A 19,617-nucleotide genomic window follows, 5' to 3' on the forward strand; every position below is an offset into this window, starting at 1 on the left:
TGATCCGCCGCGAGATGGAACGCGACATGTCCCAGGCGATCATGCGCAAGATCGACGTACTCGAGCGCAAGTTCTCGCAGTAAGCGCGAATCCGCGCGCCGCCATGCCGACTACTCTGCCCGCGTTGCGCAAACAGTTGACCGGACCCGAGTTGCGCCCGGTTTATTTATTGGCCGGCGAAGAACATCTGTTGCTGCTCGAAGCCGCGGACACGCTGCGCGCACGCGCACGCGAACTCGGCTACAGCGAACGAGAAGTGCTCGACGCGGATGCGAATTTCGACTGGAATGCGTTCAGCCAGAGCGCAAGTTCCATGTCGTTGTTCGCGACGCGCAAGCTCATCGACCTGCGCGTGCCGACCGGCAAGCCGGGCAAGGAAGGCGCCGCAGCGATCATCGAATTCTGCGAACGCCCGCCGCCCGACACGGTGCTGCTGATCACCGCGACGCAATGGTCGAAGGCGCAAGTTACCGCTTGGGTGGCCGCGGTGGAAAAAGCCGGCGTGTTCGTGTCGTTCTGGCCGCTCAAGGCTGACGAGCTGACGGACTGGATTGGTCAGCGCATGGCCTCGCGTGGTCTGAAACCGGACCGCGATGCGATCGATGCGCTGGCCGAGCGCATCGAAGGCAATCTGCTCGCCGCCGCGCAGGAAATCGACAAGCTCGTTCTGCTGCACGGCGACCAACCGCTCGATGCGGCGACGCTGGAAGATCTGGTCGCCGACAGCGCGCGTTACGACGTGTTCAAGCTGGTCGATGCCGCGCTCGCGGGCGATGCGGCGCGTGCATTGCGCATCCTCGCTGGGCTGCGCGCGGAAGGCGAGCAGGTCATCGGATTGCTCGGTTGGCTACTCAATCAACTACAGCTACTTGCGCGTCTGTCCAGCGCACGTGGGAACCCTGCCGCGGCATTCAAGGCCGAGTACATCAAGCCGCCGCGCGAGGCGCTGTTGCGCAAGGCGCTCGCACGCGCCGATCGCGCACACTGGGTTGCCTGCCTGATCCAGGCCGCGCGCATCGATCGCATCGGCAAAGGCCGCGAGCTCGACTATTCGCGCAAGGCAGTTGGCGATGCGTGGCTGGAATTCGAGCGGCTGCTGGTCGCGATTGCCAAGCCGCGCGCGGGCATGTTGAAAGCCGGATAGTGCATTCGATGTCGCAATGGCCCCCTTCCGGCTGCCGCCACCTTCCCCCGCTGCGCAGGGGAAGGATTCCAACTTGGCCATCGTTTGCCTGTCCCATCCTCCGAGGAGCAGGGGCAGGTGCAGAAGGCGGACGGGGGCGATTTTTAGTGCGACATCCGGGTTTGGTTTGCGCATGAAACCCATCGCGATCCTCGGCGGCACTTTCGATCCGGTGCACAACGGTCATCTGCGTGTTGCCTGGGAAGCGGCCGAGGCGCTGGACGCCGAGGTGCGCCTGATGCCCGCTCACGTACCGCCGCATCGGCCCGCGCCGGTCGCCAGCGCTGCGCAACGTGTCGACATGCTGCGCAGCGCGTTGGTGGGGCAATCGCGTTTGACGTTGGACACGCGCGAGCTCGATCGCGCAGGCGCGTCGTACACGGTCGACACGCTGCGCGGAATGCGCGTCGAAGTGGGCGATGAGCGATCGCTGATCTTGCTGGTCGGCGCAGATGCGTTCGGCGGTTTACCAACTTGGCGCGAATGGCATGCCTTGTTCGATCTAGCGCATATCGCGATGCTGACGCGCCCAGGGCGCACCGAGCCGTGGCCTGCCGAACTCGTCGCCGAAGCCGGTCCGCGCCGCGTGCGCGTCGCGAGCGAACTGCGAGAATCCGCATGTGGCAAGGTGCTGAGCCTGCCGGTCACGCCGCTGGATATTTCCGCGAGCGCAGTGCGCGCGCTGCTCGCCGACGGGCGCGAACCGCGCTGGCTGATTCCCGACGCGCTGCTGGCCGATGTGGAAATCTTGCGGATTTACCGTCGTCAATAAACGCGCGGTTGATCGCATCATCAATGTGTACCACGTGCTAGCCTCATCGGAGATGCAACAAGTTTCTGCGCGCCAATGGAACTAAGGCCGCCGCAACTCCTCTACATTGGCGGGTGCATTCAGCCTGCTCTTGTTCAGTGAGACCCGAATCGAGGGAGTGCCAATGAAAACGTTGCCAGGCCTGCTCGCCGCAGTTTCTGCAAACCTGTTTGTGCTTACTGCAAGCGCAGCCACCGTTCTGCCGCTGACCAAGGTGAACGTCCAGGTCAGCAACGCCTACGATCCGCTTTTCGCGATTGTGAACGTCTCAGGATCGCCAGCCTTGCCGAATGCCGCATTTCAGGCCACGACCCTGACCGCGGCCAATTCAATCCAGATAGACGTTTCAGGAAGCTCGCGATCCGGCACGTTCACCGTCAATGAGCCGGAGTAAGGCTTCCTCGATTATCGGCCGCGTGCGGACATCCTGATGGCCGTGTTGCCTGCCGGCACCGCCGCAGGTACCGAACTTTCGATCTCTATGCCGCAGGGATCCGCGGGCGGCGTGCTCACCACTTTGTGTACGGCGATGGCGCATACCGGCGCCGCGGCGACGTGCATGGCCGATATCCGTGCCGCCAATTTGCAGGTTCCGCAGTACACGATCAAGGTGGTGAGGTCGAGTGGCTCCAGCGTCGATTCGGTCGCGGTAAATTGGGCGGGCTTGCTGATGAACCCCACCAATTTCGGCAATACCTTCGTCACCGGGCCGGGGCAAGTTGGCGCCGGTGCGAGTTTCCAGCTGCGCATGCTCGCAATGTCCGCGACGAACGCGATCGAGCTACCGGTTTCCGCCACGTCCAGCCCGGGCCTGTTTGCCGCAGTGCTGTTCGATGGCGACGGCAACAAGGGCCAGGGCAATGCCGCCATTCTGCCCCTGGCGTGGTCGGCGTCTTATGCGTTTGCCGACAAGAATCGGCCAAACAATGTGCTCAACGGCTTCGATCCCTGGAATTACACCATCGTGTCGCCGGGTCAAATGCAACCCGGGCAGACGATGCTGCGCGCGTATTTCGATTTACCGCCCAACTCCGCAAGCTATGCGCCGATCACGGTGAGCCTGGTCAACGACTACTATTCCGATCTCGACTGGACCGTCGAGCACGTCGATTTTCCTGGCCAATCCGCATCTCCACAGACTGCCGATGCTCCCACGCCCTCGTCGGTGATGCACGGCAATGGAAATTTCATCATCGATAAACCGCGCGCCGGTCGTTGGTATATCTATGCCAGGAATACCAGTACCAGCGACACACTGACCGATAACACCTGGTTCCAGTTGAGCAATACCAGTGACGCGTTTCCAACTCTCAACTTTTTCGCCAACATCGTCACGCCGACGCTTGCTCCCGGGCTGTACTACAACGCGCAGCGCTCCGGGCATGGAGTGAGCCTGAGTCAGGCCGGCGGCCAGCAGATGCTGCTCTGGTATACCTACATGGAGGACGGCACACCGACCTGGTATCTGGCGCAGGCCGCGGCGCCGCCATCGAATTCGGGGTGGTGGACGGCGCCGTTGTATCGCTCGGCCTGGAATGGCAGCAAGAACGCCCTGACTCGGGTCGGTACGGTTCTGCTGACGCCAACGGCGGCGAACCAGTTTGTCTTTACCTGGTATCTGGAGGACAAGTCTGGCAGCGAGAGTTTCGGCCTGCTTGCACGCACGGGAGCCTGCCCCAGCCTCAACGGGACGCCAACAAATCTGACCGGGGCCTGGTATCCACCGGCTCTGTCGGGTTCGGGCATCGATGTGCTCGCGTTGCCCGAACAGCAGTTCGATGTGTTTTATCTGTACGACCAGCTGGGCATCGCGCGCTGGGGCGTGGGCAATACCTTGCCGTTTCTCGCCAATGCGGCGATGGATTTTCGACAGACCAGAGGCTTTTGTCCGGCATGTATCTATGTGCCGATCGCGGCGCAGCCGCTGGGCAGCGTCACGCTTGTCTACGACAGCGCAAGCAGCGGCCATCTGGTAACCGATTTTCTATTGAAGCCACCGCTTTCCGGCAGTTGGAATACCGATCAACCGATGCGGCGATTGACCGGGGCAGCGGCCTGCACACAGTGAGGCGTCGGTGCCCGAATCGGTCACAGCGTGAATCGGAGGAATGTGCTGAGCCACTGCTGCTGAATCCGACCCTTCCCCTGTCACAAAATCGGCGTATATTCTGTGGCTGCGGGCGTTGGCCCGCCCTTGTCCCAACCTGAGGTGAAACCCCTTTTGGCTACACCAGCGAAAGCGAAAACTTCCTCCCGGAGTCGCAAGAAAACCGCAACACCCGTCGATCCGGTCGAGCATCTGCGTCAGCGCGTACTTCTTGCGCTCGACGAACTCAAGGCGAAAGACGTGCACGAAATCGATGTGCGCGGCAAAACCTCGATCGCCGACATCCTCATCATCGCCAGCGGCACCTCGACGCGCCACGTCAAATCCATCGCCGACGAAGTGGTCAAGTACGCCAAGAAGGCCGGCATGATGCCGCTCGGCGTCGAAGGTCAGCGCGAGGCCGAATGGGTGCTTGTCGATCTGGGCGACATCATTGTGCATGTGATGCTGCCGCGCATCCGCGAGTTCTATGGCCTCGAGCGTCTATGGACGGTCGGCGACGACATGCCGAAGGCGGCGAACGCGGGTTGAGGAGGGACAAATGGATTGGCATCTCTATTTCTACCTTGGCATGACTGTCTTTTTTGCATTGGCGTCCGTTGCCAGTTTCCGTCGCGCCAACATCCAAATGTCCCAGCTGTGCTGCTTCTGGATTTTCAATGCACTTTGCTGGGTGCTGTCTTATTTGTTACCTGCCGCGCAAGGCTGGTTCATCGGCAGCGGATCGCTTGCAGTAATGATTGGCACTATTTGTTATTTCAAGGACTTCCGCATCCTCGAATGGCGCAGATACCCGGCCTGACCTGCGATTAGTCGTCGAGGAGACGGGATGCGCGCTACCCTGATCGCCGTCGGCGAGCGCATGCCTGCTTGGGTAACGGAAGGTTATTCCGAGTATGCCAAGCGCCTGTCGCACGAGTTGCCTTTGCAACTGCTGGAAATTTCCACCAAGTCGCGGGGCAGGAACAATGACCTCGCGCGGGTTGTCGCGGACGAAGGCGCGGCGATGCTTGCGGCAATTCCGAAAGGCGCGCACGTGGTCGCGCTGGACGGGCGCGGCAAATCCTTCAGCAGCGAACAGCTTGCCGAGCAGCTCGCGCGTTGGCGCATGCAGGGCAGCGATCTGGCGTTCCTGATCGGCGGCCCCGAGGGGCTCGCGCCGGCTGCGCTGGAGCGCGCGCAGCAGCACTGGTCGCTCGGTCCGGCTACGCTGCCGCATCCACTCGTGCGCATCATGCTGGCCGAGCAGCTTTACCGTGCGGTCAGCCTGCTCAATAACCATCCCTATCACCGCGCCTGAATCTGTCCAAGAACCTGTGCGCTCGGCATTTTGCGCGCCGGTGGTGCTCGGACTGCTCATGTACTGACGTGTACACTCCGCGTCCTGCGCTCCGGCGACGCGCAAACTGCCTTCGCTCGCTACGGTTCTTGGACAGATTTCTGGTCTCATGCTCTATCTTGCTTCCCAATCCCCGCGCCGGCGCGAACTGCTCGAACAGGTCGGCTTGCGTTTCGGCACGGTGCCGATCGACGTGCCGGAGGTGCGCGCGCCCGGCGAGCCGCCGGAGGACTATGTGAGGCGCGTGGCACGCGAAAAGGCGGGCGCAGGCTTGCTGCAATTGTCCGGTGTCAGTGGCGCCGTGGTGCTCGGTGCGGATACCGAAGTGGTGCTCGACGATGAGGTGTTCGGCAAGCCGCGCGACCGCGCGCATGCGATCGCGATGCTGCGGCGTTTGTCGGGACGCACGCACCGGGCGATCTCCGCGGTGTGGTGCGTCAGCGCGGGACGCGAGGAGCATGCGCTGAGCGTTACCGGAGTGACCTTCGCCACGCTCGACGATGCCGACATCGTCGCCTATGTCGATACCGGCGAGCCGATGGACCGGGCGGGCGCATACGCGGTGCAGGGCAGGGCGGCGGCGTTCATCAGCCGGCTCGACGGCAGTTACTCGGGGGTGATGGGCCTGCCGATGTTCGAAACGATGGGCTTGTTGCGGCGATTCGGGATTGCCGCGTGCGCATGATCCAGAGAGCGCGGTGCGATTCGACAAACGCCGCCCGGCCAAGCTATAAACACGGTAAGAAAAATTCGCGAAGTATCTGCCGTGTCTGAAGAAATCCTGATCAACGTCACTCCGCGCGAAACCCGCGTGGCGGTGGTCGAAAATGGCATGCTGCAGGAAGTGCATATCGAACGTGCGCTGCGCCGCGGTTATGTCGGCAATATCTATCGTGGCCGCGTCAGCCGCGTCATGCCCGGGATGCAGGCCGCATTCGTCGAGGCGGGTCTTGAGCGGGCCGCATTCCTGCACGCGAACGATATCGTGCGCGCGCTGCCCACGCTGATCGTCGAAGGCGCAGAGAACGGCCCGGTGCCGACGCCGCCGATCAGCGAACTCGTGCACGAGGGCCAGGACATCGTCGTGCAGGTGGTCAAGGACCCGATCGGCAGCAAGGGCGCGCGCCTGACTACGCATCTGTCGATCCCGTCGCGCTATCTGGTGCTGTTGCCATACGCGAAGATGATCGGCGTCTCCGTGCGCATCGAGGACGAGAGCGAACGCGCGCGCCTGAAGGAATTGCTGCTTGAGCTGACCGGCGAGGAGCATCTGGGCTACATCGTGCGCACCAACGCCGAAGGACAGACGCGCGAGGCGCTGGCCGAGGACGTCGCCTATCTGGGCCGGGTCTGGCAGTCGATCCGCGACAACATGGCCAGCGTCGGCGTCGGCCAGCGCGTTTACGAGGATCTGTCGCTGCCGCTGCGCGCGTTGCGCGATCTCATGCGCAGCGATGTGGAAAAGTTGCGCGTGGATTCGCATGAGACCTTCGACAAGACTGTGAGCTTCACCCGCCAGTTCATGCCCGAGCTGGCCGAGCGCATCGAGCACTATTCCGGCGAGCGGCCGATTTTCGATTTATACGGGGTCGAAGACGAGATTCAGCGTGCGCTCAAGAAGGAAGTGCCATTGAAGTCGGGTGGATACCTGATTATCGACCAGACCGAAGCGATGACGACCATTGACGTAAACACCGGCGCCTTCCTCGGTCATCGCAACCTCGAGGAGACGGTGTACAAGACCAATCTCGAAGCGGCGCAAGCCGCCGCGCGCCAGCTGCGCCTGCGCAATCTTGGCGGCATCATCATCATCGACTTCATCGACATGATCGACGCCGAGCACAAGCGCCAGGTGCTGCGTTTCCTGGAGAAGGCGCTGGTCAAGGATCACGCCAAGACCACGGTGTACGAGATGTCGCATCTGGGCCTGGTCGAGATGACGCGCAAGCGCACGGTCGAGAGCCTCGAGCGGCAACTGTGCGAACCCTGTCCGGCCTGCGAAGGCCGCGGCAGCGTCAAGACTTCGGAAACCATCACCTACGAGATCTTCCGCGAAATCACGCGCGCGGTACGCCAGTTCGATGCGGAGAAACTGCTCGTGCTCGCAGCGCCCCGGGTGGTCGCGCGCATCCTCGACGAAGAGTCCGCCGCCGTCGCCGAACTCGAGGAATTCACCGGCAAGACGATCCGTTTCCAACCCGAAGAACACTACGCGCAGGAGCAGTACGATGTGGTGCTGCTGTAGAGCAGGGCTGAGGGCTGAGGGCCGAGTGCGCAGAGCAGCCCCGCGTCGCCGTCAGTCCCGTTTGCAACCGCTGCGTGCGTGTGACGCCGGACAAGAACAATTGCGTGGCCAGTTTGTCAGCCCTCAGCCCTCAGCCCTGGGACTTCTTTGTTCATGACTGAAGGGCGCCGCCGCCTGCACCGCATTCGCCTGTGGTTGTCGGGACTGCTTGCGGCGGCGATCATCATGATCGGCATCTGCATCGGCCTGATCCAGCTTGCGCTGCCCTGGGTGGCCAGCCACCCCGAAAAGGTCAGCGCGCTGCTGAGCGAACGCCTGCACCGGCCGGTGACGATCGACCGCGTCGACACGCATTGGGAACGCAACGGTCCTTTGCTCAGCCTGACCGGGCTGCACCTGGGCGCTGCCAAACCCGGCACGCTGCCGCTGACGATCGCGAGCGCGGGTATAAAACTGAACTTTTTCGCATGGCTGCGGCGCAATACGAGCTGGAACGAGTTTCGGCTCGCGGGGATCGAAGTCGATCTGGTGCGCGATGTGGATGGTCAGTGGCAATTGCGCGGCATGGATAACAGCGCAGACGACGACAAGCAGGGCTTCAGCCTCGACGACAATCCGTTGTTCGGCCTCGGCACGCTGGTACTGCGCGATGCGCGCCTGAACATCGACGATCTGGAGCACGATAAACACTTCAAGCTCGGCGCCGACGAAGCACGCCTGATCAATCAGGGCGATCGTCATCGTCTGGTCACGCGCGTGAAGAATCTCGCCACCGCATCGCCGCCGATCGATGCGGTGATCGAATACTCCAGTGCCGATCACTCGGGCCGGGCCTATCTCGGCGGCAAGGATCTCGACCTCGCCGCGATCCTGCGCGGCTATCCGCTCGCCGGGCTGGTGCTCGATCGCGGCAAGGGGCGCGGGCAGTTCTGGGCATGGGTCGAACAGGGCGAACTGACTCGAGTGCGCGCCGAGATCGATCTGGCCGACATGGTGCTGGAGACGCGAACCGCGATCGCGCTTGACGACAAGCACAGTTATTCCCCACACATCAGTTTCGATCGCGTCGCGTTCGGCGCGCGCTGGCAGCGCGAAACCGACGGCTGGAGCGCGGATATCGCCGATCTCGTCGTTGAACGCCAGGGCGTCGGCGCGAATACCGGCGCGGCACATTTGCGCCGCAGCGCGGGCAGCGACGAAAACGCGCCCGAATACGCCGCCACCCTGAGCGCCATCGACATCGGTGCGGTGACGAGCACGGCGATGCTGGTCGACACCTTGCCCGCCGGAGTGCGGCGCTGGCTTTACGCGGGCAATCCGGATGGCAGCCTCAGCCTGGCGACGCTGCGCTATGTCGATGCGCAGAACTACGATGTAGCCGCGAGCTTCGACGCGTTCGCCTGGCATTCCGTCGACAAGCTGCCCGGTCTGAGTGGATTCAGCGGTGTGTTGCGTGGCGATCAGGATGCGCTCAGCGTCGATCTGCCGCGGCACAACGCGGTGAGCGTTTCCGTACCGCGCGTGTTTCGCCAGGCGTTGGCATTCTCCGATCTGTCCGGCAGCATCGTCGCCTATCGTGGCGACGATGCGTGGCGCGTGGAAACCGACGCGCTGGCCTACGAGGGTGCGAACGAGGGCAAGACCTATGGCGGCGAACTGCGCGGCGCAGTCGAGATCGCCGACGACGGCACGCGCCCGACGCTGGATCTGTACAACTTGCTCACCCATGCCGAGGTGCCCGCCTCGCATCTGTTCTGGCCGATCAATATCATGCCGCCCAGCGCCGTCAGCTGGCTCGATCGCGCGCTCGCCGGCGGACGCATCGTTGGCGGACGCGCGGTGTTCCGCGGCAATCTCGCCGACTGGCCGTTCCGCAACAACGCCGGCCGCTTCGAAGGGGTGGCGGAGATCGAGGACTTTCGCCTCAAGTATCTCGCCGACTGGCCCGCCGTCGAGCACGGCCACGCGCTGACGGATTTCGTCAACACCGGCCTGCATGTCGACATCGACGCAGGCACCGCACAAGGCAACAAGATCAACAAGGCCAGTGTCGACGTCACCGATTACGGCGAAGGCACGCTCGATGTGAACCTGAGTGGACAAGGCGCAGGGCGCGATCTGCTTGGTTTCATCAAGGCCACGCCGCTCGGCACGACGTACGCCGCGGCCCTGCAGGGCGTCGATATCGGCGGGCATGGCAAGGTCGATTTCATCCTGCATGCGCCGATGAAGCCGATCGAGAGCTTCACTCTCGACGGCAAGGCCCAGCTCGACGACGCGAATCTGAGCGATGCGAAATACGCCTTGCGCTTCGACAAAGCGAACGGTGCGCTGCGCTTCAATCGCAGCGGCTTCTCCGCCGACGAGCTGGCGACGACATTTCACGACAAGCCGGCGAAATTTTCTCTCGCGGTCGGCGGTTACGTCGCCAATGCGCAGCATGTGGTCGAGGCGAAAGTTGAGACGCGCCTGCCGGTCGGCAACGTGCTCGACTATGCGCCGGCGCTGAACGAATACCAGAAGTATACAAGCGGCGATGCGAATTGGACCGCGTTGTTCAGTGCCGATCAGGATGCCGAACAGGGTAGCAAGGCAAACGATAGCGGCCAGCGCCTCACCCTGACCTCGGATCTGCGCGGGGTGCGCATCGATCTGCCGCAACCGCTGGCCAAATCCGCCGACAGTGCACTGCCGCTGAAACTGACCCTGACCCTGCCGTTCATCGGCGCCGATCTCAATCTGCGCCTCGGCGATATCCTGACGATGCGCGGACGTCTGCCGGCGCTGACCACGCCGTTCGTGGCCAATGTGCAGTTCGGCGGCGAGGCGAAGGCGGCCTTGCCCAAGTCGGGAATGACGATCACCGGCGCTACCGGTCAGGTCGATGTTTCCGGCTGGATGGATTTCGCCAGCAACGGTACCGGCAGCAACGAAGGCGTGCTCGATCGCATCGATATGCACACGCCTTCGGTGCAGGCCTGGGATCGTTCGTTCGGCGAAGGCAATATCAAACTGACTACGCGCCCGGACACGACCGAGCTAGCGTTCGACGGCGCGAACATCGAGGGAAATTTGAGCATTCCGCGCAAGGATCTGCGCCAGCGCGGCATCAGCGCGGATTTGAAGCGGCTCTATTGGCCAGCAGGGCCGGAGCCGGTGCCGGGTGTAGCCGCACAGGATGATGCGACGTCGCCGCTGAACCCCGCGGCGATTCCGCCGCTGCATATCCACATCGGCGATTTCCATCTTGGCAAGGCAACGTACGGCGAGGCGACGATGGAGAGCGTGCCGATCGCCGACGGCATGCACTTCGACCAGATAACCACCCATTCACGCGATATCGACATGCGTGCGCACGGCGACTGGACGCGCAGAAACGGCTACCACCGGTCGACTTTCGGCATCGACCTGTCGGCGCAGAACCTCGGCCACATGCTCGACGCGCTCGGCAGCCCCGGCCTGATCGACGGCGGCCAGATCGTTGCGCATGTCGACGCGAGTTGGGCCGGCCCGCCATCGGCCTTCGCGCTCAACAAGATCAACGGCGGCGCGCTCAAGGTGAACATCGCCGAGGGGCGCATTCCGGATGTCGAACTCGGTGCCGGGCGCATCGGCGGCCTGCTCAACCTGGCGGCGATTCCGCGCCGGCTCGCATTCGACTTCGGCGACCTGTTCAACAAAGGCTACAGTTTCGATTCGATCGCCGGCACGTTCACCCTGACCGACGGCTATGCCTATACCGAGAACCTCGAAGTCAAAAGTCCGACCGCGGACATGCGCCTGAAGGGCAGCATGGGCCTGAAAACGCGCGACTGGGATCAGATCGTCGAAGTCACGCCGCATGTCGGCGGTTCGTTGCTCGTCGGCGGTGCGCTCGTCGGCGGACCGGTCGGCGCGGCTGCGGGCGCGGTGTTGCAGACCGTGTTCAAGAACCAGATCAACGCCGTCACCCGGGTCGATTACAAGGTGACCGGCACCTGGGACAAGCCGAGCATCGTCAAGGTAGCCAGCGTCAGCGCGAATCCGAAAAAGGTGCCGGCGAATCCCGCTGCGGCGACGAAGAAAAGTACGCCCGCAGCGGGCTGATCTGCGCTTAGTTCCCGATGCGCAGCACGAGCAGGGTCTGATCGTCGGTGCCGAATGCGCCGCCTTGGTGCGCCTGTACGGCGGCGACCAGCGCGTCGCACAGCGCCTGCGGCGATTCGGCTGGACCCTGCGCGGCGAGTTCGCGCAGGCGCTCGAGGCCGAATTCGCGCCCGTGCGCGTCGCGTGCCTCGACGATGCCGTCGGTATACAAAATCAGGATGTCGCCATTTTCTGCATTGTATACATTGTTCTGGTACTCGAAGTCGCGCAGGACGCCGAGCGGAATCTGATCGCTTTCGCCGAGCAACTGGACCCTGCCGTCACGCCGGTGCAACAGCGGCGGATGGCCCGCACTCAGGTAACTCAAGTGACGCGTATCCGGCCGATAGATCAGGGCGAACACGGTCATGAAATGACCGCGATTGCGGCGCGAAAAGAAATAACGGTTGGCGTAGGACATGGCCGCAGCCGGCTGCTGCGTATCATCGTCGCCCTGATAGGTGCGCATGATCGCATCGAACTGCACCGCTTCGGCCGCGGCGGCGACCCCGTGGCCGGAGACATCGCCGATGATGACGCCCCAGATATCCCTGCCATTGGCCACGAAATCCGGCGGCGCGAATTCGGTGAGGTTGCTCATCTCGTAGTAATCGCCCGCCGCGGTCGCGGCGGGTTGCCAGTGCACCGCGTAGTCGAGTCCGCCGATTTGCGGATTGTCCGGCAGCAGCAGTTTCTGGATATCGGCCAGACCCTCGATTTCATGGCGCTGGCGGCGGGTTTCCGCGGTCAGCGCACGCAGCGCGGCCGGACGCACGATCAGGCTGGCGGCGAGGTTGACGTGCAACAGCAGGCGGTCGCGATCCACCTGGGCGAAGCGCTGCGCGAGCGTGCTGCCGAAAACGAGCCAGTGGCTGAGTTGGCCATCGTTGGCCACAGGCACCGCGAGCACACTGGCCGGCGCGAACAACGCCTGCGCCAGCGGCAAGCTGCGTTCGCCGGGTGCGACGGCAACGACATGCGCCTGGGTTGCGTCGATCAGACGCGCGGCGAGCGCGTCGTCGAACAGCGGCAATTCGCCGTGATCGCCGCCCGGGTTCACGTTCGCCATGTGCTCGGTGCCGTCCGGACCGATCAGTCCGGTCAGGCGGCAACGTCCAGGACCCTGTCCGTGGGCCAGCAGCAGGGCCAGCGAGCAATCCGGAAAGTCGACCGCAAAATACGCATGCAAGGCGAGCAGGCCCGCGCGCGAATCGCCATCAAAGGCACTCAGTCTGAGTACGCGATCGAACAGTGGAGTCGCCGGCATGCGGCCATTGTGACTGATGCACCCGCTTGCGTCATGCAGTCGCTACGCGCACCTGAGCGACCGCAGATGTGGTGCTGATGCTGCGTCCTCCGACACGCGTCGGCGTCGAATCAGAACGGTCGTGCGAGGCGCTTCGATTCGAGCGGCGTGCGGAACAGCAACGGCTTGACCTCGGTTTCGGAGCGTCGCCGCTGCGCCTGTTCGACGATGCCCGTCACCACGGCGTGATACGGCGATTTATCGCAAACCGGATCGGCCGTCGCGGGATCCTGCGCGAGCATATAGGCCTGGCAGCGGCAGCCACCGTAATCCTTTTCGCGCTCCGGGCAACTGACGCAGGGTTCCTTCATCCAGCCGGTGCCGCGGTAGCGGTTGAAGCCTTCGGATTCGTACCAGATTTCGCGCACGCTGCTGTCGCGCACATTCGGGAACGCCATGCCCGGCAGCATGCGCGCGGTATGGCACGGCAAGGCGGCGCCGTCGGGGGTGATGGTCAGGAAAATATTGCCCCAGCCGTTCATGCATTTCTTCGGGCGCGTTTCGTAGTAGTCGGGCACGACGAAGATCAGTTTCATCTTGCTGCCGAGCTTTTCGCGCCAGCATCGAGTGACTTCCTCGGCGCGCTGCAACTGTTCGCGCGTCGGCAGCAACTGATCGCGATTGATCTGTGCCCAGGAATAGAACTGCACATTGGCCAGTTCGAGATATTGCGCGTCGAGTTCGACCGCCAGTTCGATGATGCGCTCGATGTGATCGATGTTGAGCCGGTGGATCACGCAGTTCATCACCATCGGCCAGCCATGCTGCTTGATCGAGGCGGCGGCCTTGCGCTTGAGATCGAAGGTGCGTGTCGAGGACAGGAAATCGTTCACTTCGCGCGTCGAATCCTGAAACGACAGCTGGATATGATCGAGGCCCGCGGCTTTCAATTTTTCCGCGCGCTGCTCGTTGAAACCGATGCCCGAGGTGAGCAGGTTCGTGTAGTAGCCGAGCGCGCGTGCTTCGGCGACGAGGATTTCCAGATCGTCGCGCTGCAGCGGTTCGCCGCCGGAAAAGCCGCATTGCACCGCGCCGAGCGCGCGCGCCTCGCGCAGGACGCGCAACCAGTCGTCGGTGGACAGCTCCTTGTCGTGCTGGGTGAAATCGACCGGGTTGAAGCAGAACGCGCAATGCAAGGGGCAACGATAGGTGAGTTCGGCGAGCAGCCAGTGCGGCGGGCCGATTGGAGCAGCTGCAATGGCTGACACAGCGTCTTGCTTGACGGCTTCGGCGGCGATCACGGCGCTCATGCGAATTCCACCCAATGTTGTTTCGCGGCGATTTCCAGAAACGCGAGCACGTCGCTCGACAGTCCACTCGTCTCGAAAGTCTTTTCCAGCTCCGCGATGATGGCGCTCACGGCCGCCGCACCATCGCAGCGCTTCAGAATTTCGCCGGCGCTGCCGTTGAGTTTCACCATGCCTTCGGGATATAGCAGCACGTGCGCATTCTGCGCCGGCTCCCATTGCAGCCGGAAATGCGGCGCGAGGCGCGGAACGCTGCCGGCGTCGATCGCGGTCGCGGTGGTCACGACGCAACTCCGTACTTCAGCGCCATCGCATCGTTCATCGTCCACAGGATGTCGAGCTTGAACTGCAGGATATCGAGCGCGTGTTCCTGCAGTGCGCGAGTGGTGAAATAACCGAGCGTCACCGCGAGCGCCTGTTCGACATCGCGCCGCGCCTGCGTCGTGCGGTTGCGGAAATACTGCAAGCCTTCCGATTCGATCCATGGATAGTGCTCTGGCCAGCTCGCCAGGCGTTCCTTGTGGATCTTCGGCGCGAACAATTCGGTCAGCGAGGAACACATCGCTTCCTGCCACGGCGCGCGCCGCGCGAAATTCACGTAGGCATCGACCGCGAAACGCACGCCGGGCACGACATGGCGCAGATCGTCGATTTCCTCGCGCGCGAGGCCGACCGCCAGGCCGAGCCGCAGCCAGGCTTCGATGCCGCCGGCGTCGTCGCCGTGGCCGTCGTGATCGAGAATGCGCTGGATCCACTCGCGCCGCATTGCGCGATCCGGGCAGTTCGACAAGACCGCCGCGTCCTTGACCGGAATCGCGATCTGGTAGTAGTAGCGGTTCGCGACCCAGCCGCGAATCTGTTCGCGCGTTGCGCGCCCTTCGTTGAGCATGCGGTTGAACGGATGATGGATGTGGTAGGCCTTGCCGCGCTCGCGCAGGCGAGCCTCGAATTCCTCGTGATTCCAGGCGCTGCCGCTCATAGTTGGAAATCCATGCCGTCGTGGGCCAATTCGATGCCCGCCGCGCGCACCTGCGCATGTTCGGTGCTGTCTTCGTCGAGGATCGGATTGGTATTGTTGATGTGGATCAGGATTTTTCGCGTGGCCGCGGGCAGGCGCGCAAGCTGTTCGAGCATGCCGCCTGCGCCCGCTTGCGGCAGATGACCCATGTCGCGCGCACGCTTTTTCGACACGCCCAGCGTGATCAGTTCGTCGTCGTGGAAACAGGTGCCGTCGATCAGCAGTGCATCGGCGCGCGTCATCGCGTGCCACAGCGCAGGTTCGATATCGCCGACCCCCGGTGCATAGAACAGGCGCTTGCCGCTGACCGTGCTCTCGATCGACAGACCGATATTGTCGCCGGCGACCGGTCGATCGCGATGCGGCGAATACGGTGGCGCATTGCTGCGCAGGGGCAGGGCGCTGAACTCCAGCCCTGGAATCTGCGGCATCGTGAAGTGCGAGCCATCGAGCGGAATCGGGTGCCAGGCAACGCCGCAATAATGCTTGAGCAGGTGGAACAGGGGATTGCCGCGTTCGAGGTCCTCACGTACGGGTTCGGTGCACCAGATATCCAGCGGCTGGCGATGCTCGCGCAGCATGTACAGACCGGTGACGTGATCGATTTGCGCGTCCATCAGCAGCACGCTGCGAATCGCACTGTCGCGGATCGCTCGCGCCGGTTGCAGTTCGGGGAATGCACGCAGTTGGCCGAGAATATCCGGCGATGCATTGCACAGCAGCCAGTCGGTTTGATTGCCGCTCAGCGCGATCGACGATTGCGTGCGCGCCTGCGCCTTGATCGTGCCACGGCGCACACCGTCGCAGTTGCGGCAGTTGCAGTTCCATTGCGGAAAGCCGCCGCCGGCGGCGGAGCCGAGCACATGAATTCGCACAAGAGTCAGTGTGATCGGTATTGCAGCGAACGCGCCGGCCGACCCTTGTACGGGGCGACCGGCGCGCTGCCGCGGAACGTTCAGCGATTGGCGATGTACATCGTGATTTCAAAGCCGAAACGCATATCGCTGGCTTGCGGGGTTTGCCACTTCATAAAACCTCCAGACAAAGCTAGGTACGGTGTCGATGGAAGCGCGCTCGCATTGCTTTCATCGATACCGAGTGTCGGCCGATACGGCGTGCGGCGCATCGCGATTGCCCTGAATTGCACCTCACGATTTTCTGTAGTTGGCGATTTCTTCTTCCTTCGGCAGAGGGGAAGCCACGGACTTCACCCGGCGGATCGGTTAGCATTTCCCGGATGCAAGACGAGATCGCTGCGTGGCCATTGCCTGCGACTTTCGACGCGAACACCCTCGCGCTCGATCACGGTCATCATCTGTATTACGAACAGGCCGGCGCGCCGGACGGCATTCCGGTGCTGCTGCTGCATGGTGGGCCTGGTTCAAGCAGTACCCTGCGCCAGCGCGAGTTCTTCGACGCCGGTAAATTCCGCATCGTGCAGTTCGATCAGCGCGGTTGCGGACGCAGCGAACCGCGCGGCGCAACAGCGCACAACAACACTGCGGCCCTGATCGCCGATATCGAACGATTGCGCGAACAGCTCGCGATCGAACGCTGGCTGGTGTTTGGCGGGTCGTGGGGCGCGGCGCTCGCGCTTGCCTATGCGGCGCAGCATGGCCAACGCGTCACCGGCCTGGTCCTGCGCGGAGTCTTTCTGACCGGCAGGGCCGACCTCGACTGGTTCTTTCATGGTGCCGGCACGCTGCTGCCCGAGGCGCATCTGCGTTTCATCGAGCAGATTCCGCGACGCTGGCGGCGCAGCGTGGTGACCTATCTGGACCGCAGCTTTCAATCCGGAGACACACTCAAACAATCGCGCCTGGCGCTGGAGTGGCAGCGTTACGAATCGGCGTTGAGCAGTCCCTACGTCGCTCCGCGTGCCGCGTCGTCGTACGCGGATTCGGCAGTCGATGCATGGCGCGCGACGTACACGATTCAGGCGCACTATCTGGCGCATCGGTGCTTTCTCGGCGAGGCGGCCGTACTGCGCGCCGCCGCGAGCCTGCGCGGCATTCCCGTGGCGATTGTGCACGGCACACTGGACCTCGTCTGCCGGCCGACCAATGCCTGGCGCGTGCATCGCGCCTGCGCCGGCAGCCGCTTGGCCTGGGCCGAAGGCGCGGGCCACGATCCATATCATCCGGCATCGAAGCAACTGCTGCGCGACGCGGTCGAGTGCTTTGCGGCGCAGCGCGATTTCGCGCAATGGCCGTCCGCCGCGGGAGCGCGCGCTTGAGTCTGCGCCTACAAATCAACCTGCTGATCGCGAGCTTGATCGCGATCTTCATCGGCGTGCTGTTCGCGTTCCAGATCAAGGACACGCGCAACAGCGTGCGCGAGGAAATCGAGGCCGGCAATCGCGTCGCGACCCAGTTGTTGTCGAACTTCGTACTCGTCTATGCCGACACGAGCCGGCCGATGCTGGTCGATTTTCTGATTCATCTCGGCCGCGTGCGCTCGACCGATATCACCCTGCGCGATCAGCAGGGATCGGTCGTCTATTCTTCGCCGCCGCCGGTGTACAAGGCCGGCCGCGATGCGCCCGCGTGGTACACGGCGCTGGTCGCGCCGCAGCCGATGCAGCAGCGCTTCGACACCTTCGACGGTGTACTCGAGGTCGACGCCAATCCGAGTCGCGCGATACTCGACGGCTGGGACGACGCGGTGCGTCTGCTGCAATTCGGCGTGCTCGCGATGGTGCTCGGCAATCTGCTGGTTTTCGCCTTGATATGGCGCGCGACTCGGCCGTTCTCGGTGATTGCTGGCGGACTCGACGAATTGCAGCGTGGCGCCTACCACACGCGTCTGCCCGCGTTCGTCGGCTCCGAGGCCGGCGCGATCGGGAGCGCATTCAATCGCATGGCGCAGACGATCGAGGAAAATCTGAATGCGCGCCAGCAGGCGATCGAGGCCGAACTTCGCCTGCAGCAGAATCGCGAGCTCGCCGATATCGTGCAAACACGCATCGAGGACGAACGCGGCGAAATCGCGCGCGAGCTGCACGACGAAACCGGACAGAGCGTCACCGCGATCAAGAGTCTGGCGCTGTCGCTGACGCGGCGCGAGCAGGGCTGCGATGAATCCGCGAAGCAGACCGCGCAGCTCATCGTCGATACGGCGAGCGGACTGTACGCCGCGATGCACGACATGATTCCGCGCCTGCGTCCGCTGACGCTCGACAGTCTGGGTCTCACCGACGCGGTAGGCGAACGCGTGGACGAATGGCGGCGGCTGAATCCGCAAATCGAATTCAAGCTGCAGCTGGGCGACTTGCCCGAACCGCTGGGCACGACGGTTACGCTGGCGGTTTACCGCATTCTGCAGGAAGCAATCACCAATGCGCTGCGCCACGCGCAGGCGCAACGCATCGAGATTTCGTTGCGCGCGGAATCCAATGTCCTGCGGCTCGATATCGACGACGACGGCCGCGGCCTGCCGGCGGACTGGCAGCGGCCCGGCCACTACGGCTTGCGCGGCATGGCCGATCGTGCGCGTGTTCTTGGCGGTGAGGTGACGGTCGCAAACCGCACGGGCGGCGGCGTCCGCGTGAGCGCGAGTATACCTTTACAATAATGAACAAGAACAAGAAAATTCGCGTGATGCTGATCGACGACCACGCCGTAGTACGCGTCGGTTTCCGCATGCTGCTCAGCATCAGCCCGGATATCGAAGTGGTCGGCGAAGCCGACAGCGGTGAATCGGCATATCAGCAATTCGAGCAGGTGCGGCCCGACGTGGCGGTCATGGATCTGTCGATGCCCGGCATGGGTGGCATCGAAGCCGTACGCCGCCTGATCGCGCGCGACAAATCCGTGCGCGTGCTCGCACTGTCCGCGCATGAGGACACGGCGCATCCGCGACGCGTGCTCAAGGCCGGTGCGCTGGGTTATCTGTCCAAGCGCAGCGCGCCGGAAGAGCTGCTCGACGCCGTGCGTGCGGTCGCCGCGGGGCGCATCTATCTCGACGCTGAAATCGCGCGCAAACTCGCGATGCACGATCTCGGTGGCGGCGCCAATTCGGTCGAGACCTTGTCCGAACGCGAATTCGCCGTGTTCATCCAGCTTGCGCGCGGCCAGTCCGTGCAGCGCATAGCGGAAATCCTTTCGCTGTCGCCGAACACCGTCGGTACACATTTATACAATATCAAGCAGAAACTCGGCGCCGGCAATCAGGCCGAGTTGACGTTGATCGCGGTGAGGAATGGTTTGATTGAGACCTGATCCGGAGACTCGCAGT

General features: G+C 63.3%; 19 protein-coding genes. 13 read left to right on the top strand and 6 right to left on the bottom strand.

Features of this window, described 5'->3' with window-relative positions:
- Window positions 1-103: 103 nt before the first annotated feature.
- The 10 genes from holA to VIE67_RS10190 all read left to right on the top strand — a co-directional run bounded on the left by holA (window position 104) and on the right by VIE67_RS10190 (window position 11,771).
- The gene (gene holA / locus VIE67_RS10145; protein ID WP_332025821.1) at window positions 104-1,144 is read left to right on the top strand and encodes a DNA polymerase III subunit delta; all 1,041 of its coding nucleotides are present in this window, start codon (window positions 104-106) and stop codon (window positions 1,142-1,144) included.
- A gap of 172 nt (window positions 1,145-1,316) precedes the next feature.
- A complete protein-coding gene (gene nadD / locus VIE67_RS10150; protein WP_332025823.1) occupies window positions 1,317-1,955 on the top strand; it encodes a nicotinate-nucleotide adenylyltransferase in 639 nt (212 codons plus the stop codon).
- Window positions 1,956-2,118: 163 nt separating this feature from the next.
- Complete coding sequence (locus VIE67_RS10155) at window positions 2,119-2,388, top strand: hypothetical protein (RefSeq protein WP_332025825.1); 270 nt, start codon at window positions 2,119-2,121, stop codon at window positions 2,386-2,388.
- A gap of 36 nt (window positions 2,389-2,424) precedes the next feature.
- Window positions 2,425-4,062 carry a hypothetical protein gene (locus VIE67_RS10160; protein ID WP_332025827.1) on the top strand — a complete coding sequence of 546 codons (1,638 nt, stop codon included), beginning with the start codon at window positions 2,425-2,427 and terminating at the stop codon, window positions 4,060-4,062.
- A gap of 231 nt (window positions 4,063-4,293) precedes the next feature.
- The gene (gene rsfS / locus VIE67_RS10165) at window positions 4,294-4,632 is read left to right on the top strand and encodes a ribosome silencing factor (RefSeq protein ID WP_332025858.1); all 339 of its coding nucleotides are present in this window, start codon (window positions 4,294-4,296) and stop codon (window positions 4,630-4,632) included.
- 10 nt (window positions 4,633-4,642) lie between these two features.
- Window positions 4,643-4,903: a hypothetical protein gene (locus VIE67_RS10170; RefSeq protein ID WP_332025829.1), complete on the top strand. Its 261-nt coding sequence runs from the start codon at window positions 4,643-4,645 to the stop codon at window positions 4,901-4,903.
- 27 nt (window positions 4,904-4,930) lie between these two features.
- Window positions 4,931-5,401, top strand: coding sequence for a 23S rRNA (pseudouridine(1915)-N(3))-methyltransferase RlmH (gene rlmH, locus VIE67_RS10175; RefSeq protein ID WP_332025831.1), 471 nt, complete (start codon window positions 4,931-4,933; stop codon window positions 5,399-5,401).
- Window positions 5,402-5,549: 148 nt separating this feature from the next.
- Window positions 5,550-6,125 carry a Maf family protein gene (locus VIE67_RS10180; RefSeq protein WP_332025833.1) on the top strand — a complete coding sequence of 192 codons (576 nt, stop codon included), beginning with the start codon at window positions 5,550-5,552 and terminating at the stop codon, window positions 6,123-6,125.
- Window positions 6,126-6,206: 81 nt separating this feature from the next.
- On the top strand, window positions 6,207-7,685 hold the full coding sequence (gene rng, locus VIE67_RS10185; RefSeq protein ID WP_332025834.1) for a ribonuclease G: 1,479 nt from the start codon (window positions 6,207-6,209) through the stop codon (window positions 7,683-7,685).
- 153 nt (window positions 7,686-7,838) lie between these two features.
- Window positions 7,839-11,771: a YhdP family protein gene (locus tag VIE67_RS10190; RefSeq protein ID WP_332025836.1), complete on the top strand. Its 3,933-nt coding sequence runs from the start codon at window positions 7,839-7,841 to the stop codon at window positions 11,769-11,771.
- Window positions 11,772-11,778: 7 nt separating this feature from the next.
- Here VIE67_RS10190 and VIE67_RS10195 read toward each other — a convergent pair whose 3' ends face one another.
- The 6 genes from VIE67_RS10195 to pqqA all read right to left on the bottom strand — a co-directional run bounded on the left by VIE67_RS10195 (window position 11,779) and on the right by pqqA (window position 16,411).
- Complete coding sequence (locus tag VIE67_RS10195; RefSeq protein WP_332025838.1) at window positions 11,779-13,077, bottom strand: PP2C family protein-serine/threonine phosphatase; 1,299 nt, start codon at window positions 13,075-13,077, stop codon at window positions 11,779-11,781.
- 110 nt (window positions 13,078-13,187) lie between these two features.
- Window positions 13,188-14,366, bottom strand: coding sequence for a pyrroloquinoline quinone biosynthesis protein PqqE (gene pqqE, locus VIE67_RS10200; RefSeq protein ID WP_332025840.1), 1,179 nt, complete (start codon window positions 14,364-14,366; stop codon window positions 13,188-13,190).
- The gene (gene pqqD, locus VIE67_RS10205) at window positions 14,363-14,647 is read right to left on the bottom strand and encodes a pyrroloquinoline quinone biosynthesis peptide chaperone PqqD (protein WP_332025842.1); all 285 of its coding nucleotides are present in this window, start codon (window positions 14,645-14,647) and stop codon (window positions 14,363-14,365) included. The genes pqqE and pqqD overlap by 4 nt, the downstream gene beginning before the upstream one ends.
- Window positions 14,644-15,342 carry a pyrroloquinoline-quinone synthase PqqC gene (gene pqqC, locus VIE67_RS10210; RefSeq protein ID WP_332025843.1) on the bottom strand — a complete coding sequence of 233 codons (699 nt, stop codon included), beginning with the start codon at window positions 15,340-15,342 and terminating at the stop codon, window positions 14,644-14,646. Before pqqC ends, pqqD begins: the two co-directional genes overlap by 4 nt.
- Window positions 15,339-16,244: a pyrroloquinoline quinone biosynthesis protein PqqB gene (gene pqqB, locus VIE67_RS10215; protein WP_332025845.1), complete on the bottom strand. Its 906-nt coding sequence runs from the start codon at window positions 16,242-16,244 to the stop codon at window positions 15,339-15,341. Before pqqB ends, pqqC begins: the two co-directional genes overlap by 4 nt.
- A 92-nt stretch (window positions 16,245-16,336) precedes the next feature.
- Entirely contained in the window at window positions 16,337-16,411 is a 75-nt protein-coding gene (gene pqqA / locus VIE67_RS10220) for a pyrroloquinoline quinone precursor peptide PqqA (RefSeq protein ID WP_332025860.1), read from the bottom strand.
- A 207-nt stretch (window positions 16,412-16,618) separates the two neighbouring features.
- Between pqqA and pip the strand changes: the two genes are divergently transcribed.
- The 3 genes from pip to VIE67_RS10235 are packed head-to-tail and all read left to right on the top strand — an operon-like array spanning window position 16,619 to window position 19,601.
- Window positions 16,619-17,617, top strand: coding sequence for a prolyl aminopeptidase (pip, locus tag VIE67_RS10225; RefSeq protein ID WP_332025847.1), 999 nt, complete (start codon window positions 16,619-16,621; stop codon window positions 17,615-17,617).
- Window positions 17,614-18,954 carry an ATP-binding protein gene (locus tag VIE67_RS10230; RefSeq protein WP_332025848.1) on the top strand — a complete coding sequence of 447 codons (1,341 nt, stop codon included), beginning with the start codon at window positions 17,614-17,616 and terminating at the stop codon, window positions 18,952-18,954. The genes pip and VIE67_RS10230 overlap by 4 nt, the downstream gene beginning before the upstream one ends.
- Window positions 18,954-19,601 (top strand): response regulator, encoded by a 648-nt coding sequence (locus tag VIE67_RS10235; protein ID WP_332025850.1) that lies wholly within the window; start codon window positions 18,954-18,956, stop codon window positions 19,599-19,601. The genes VIE67_RS10230 and VIE67_RS10235 overlap by 1 nt, the downstream gene beginning before the upstream one ends.
- Window positions 19,602-19,617: the final 16 nt, after the last annotated feature.

Origin of the sequence: Rudaea sp., assembly GCF_036560865.1 — a bacterium.
GTDB lineage: Bacteria > Pseudomonadota > Gammaproteobacteria > Xanthomonadales > Rhodanobacteraceae > Rudaea.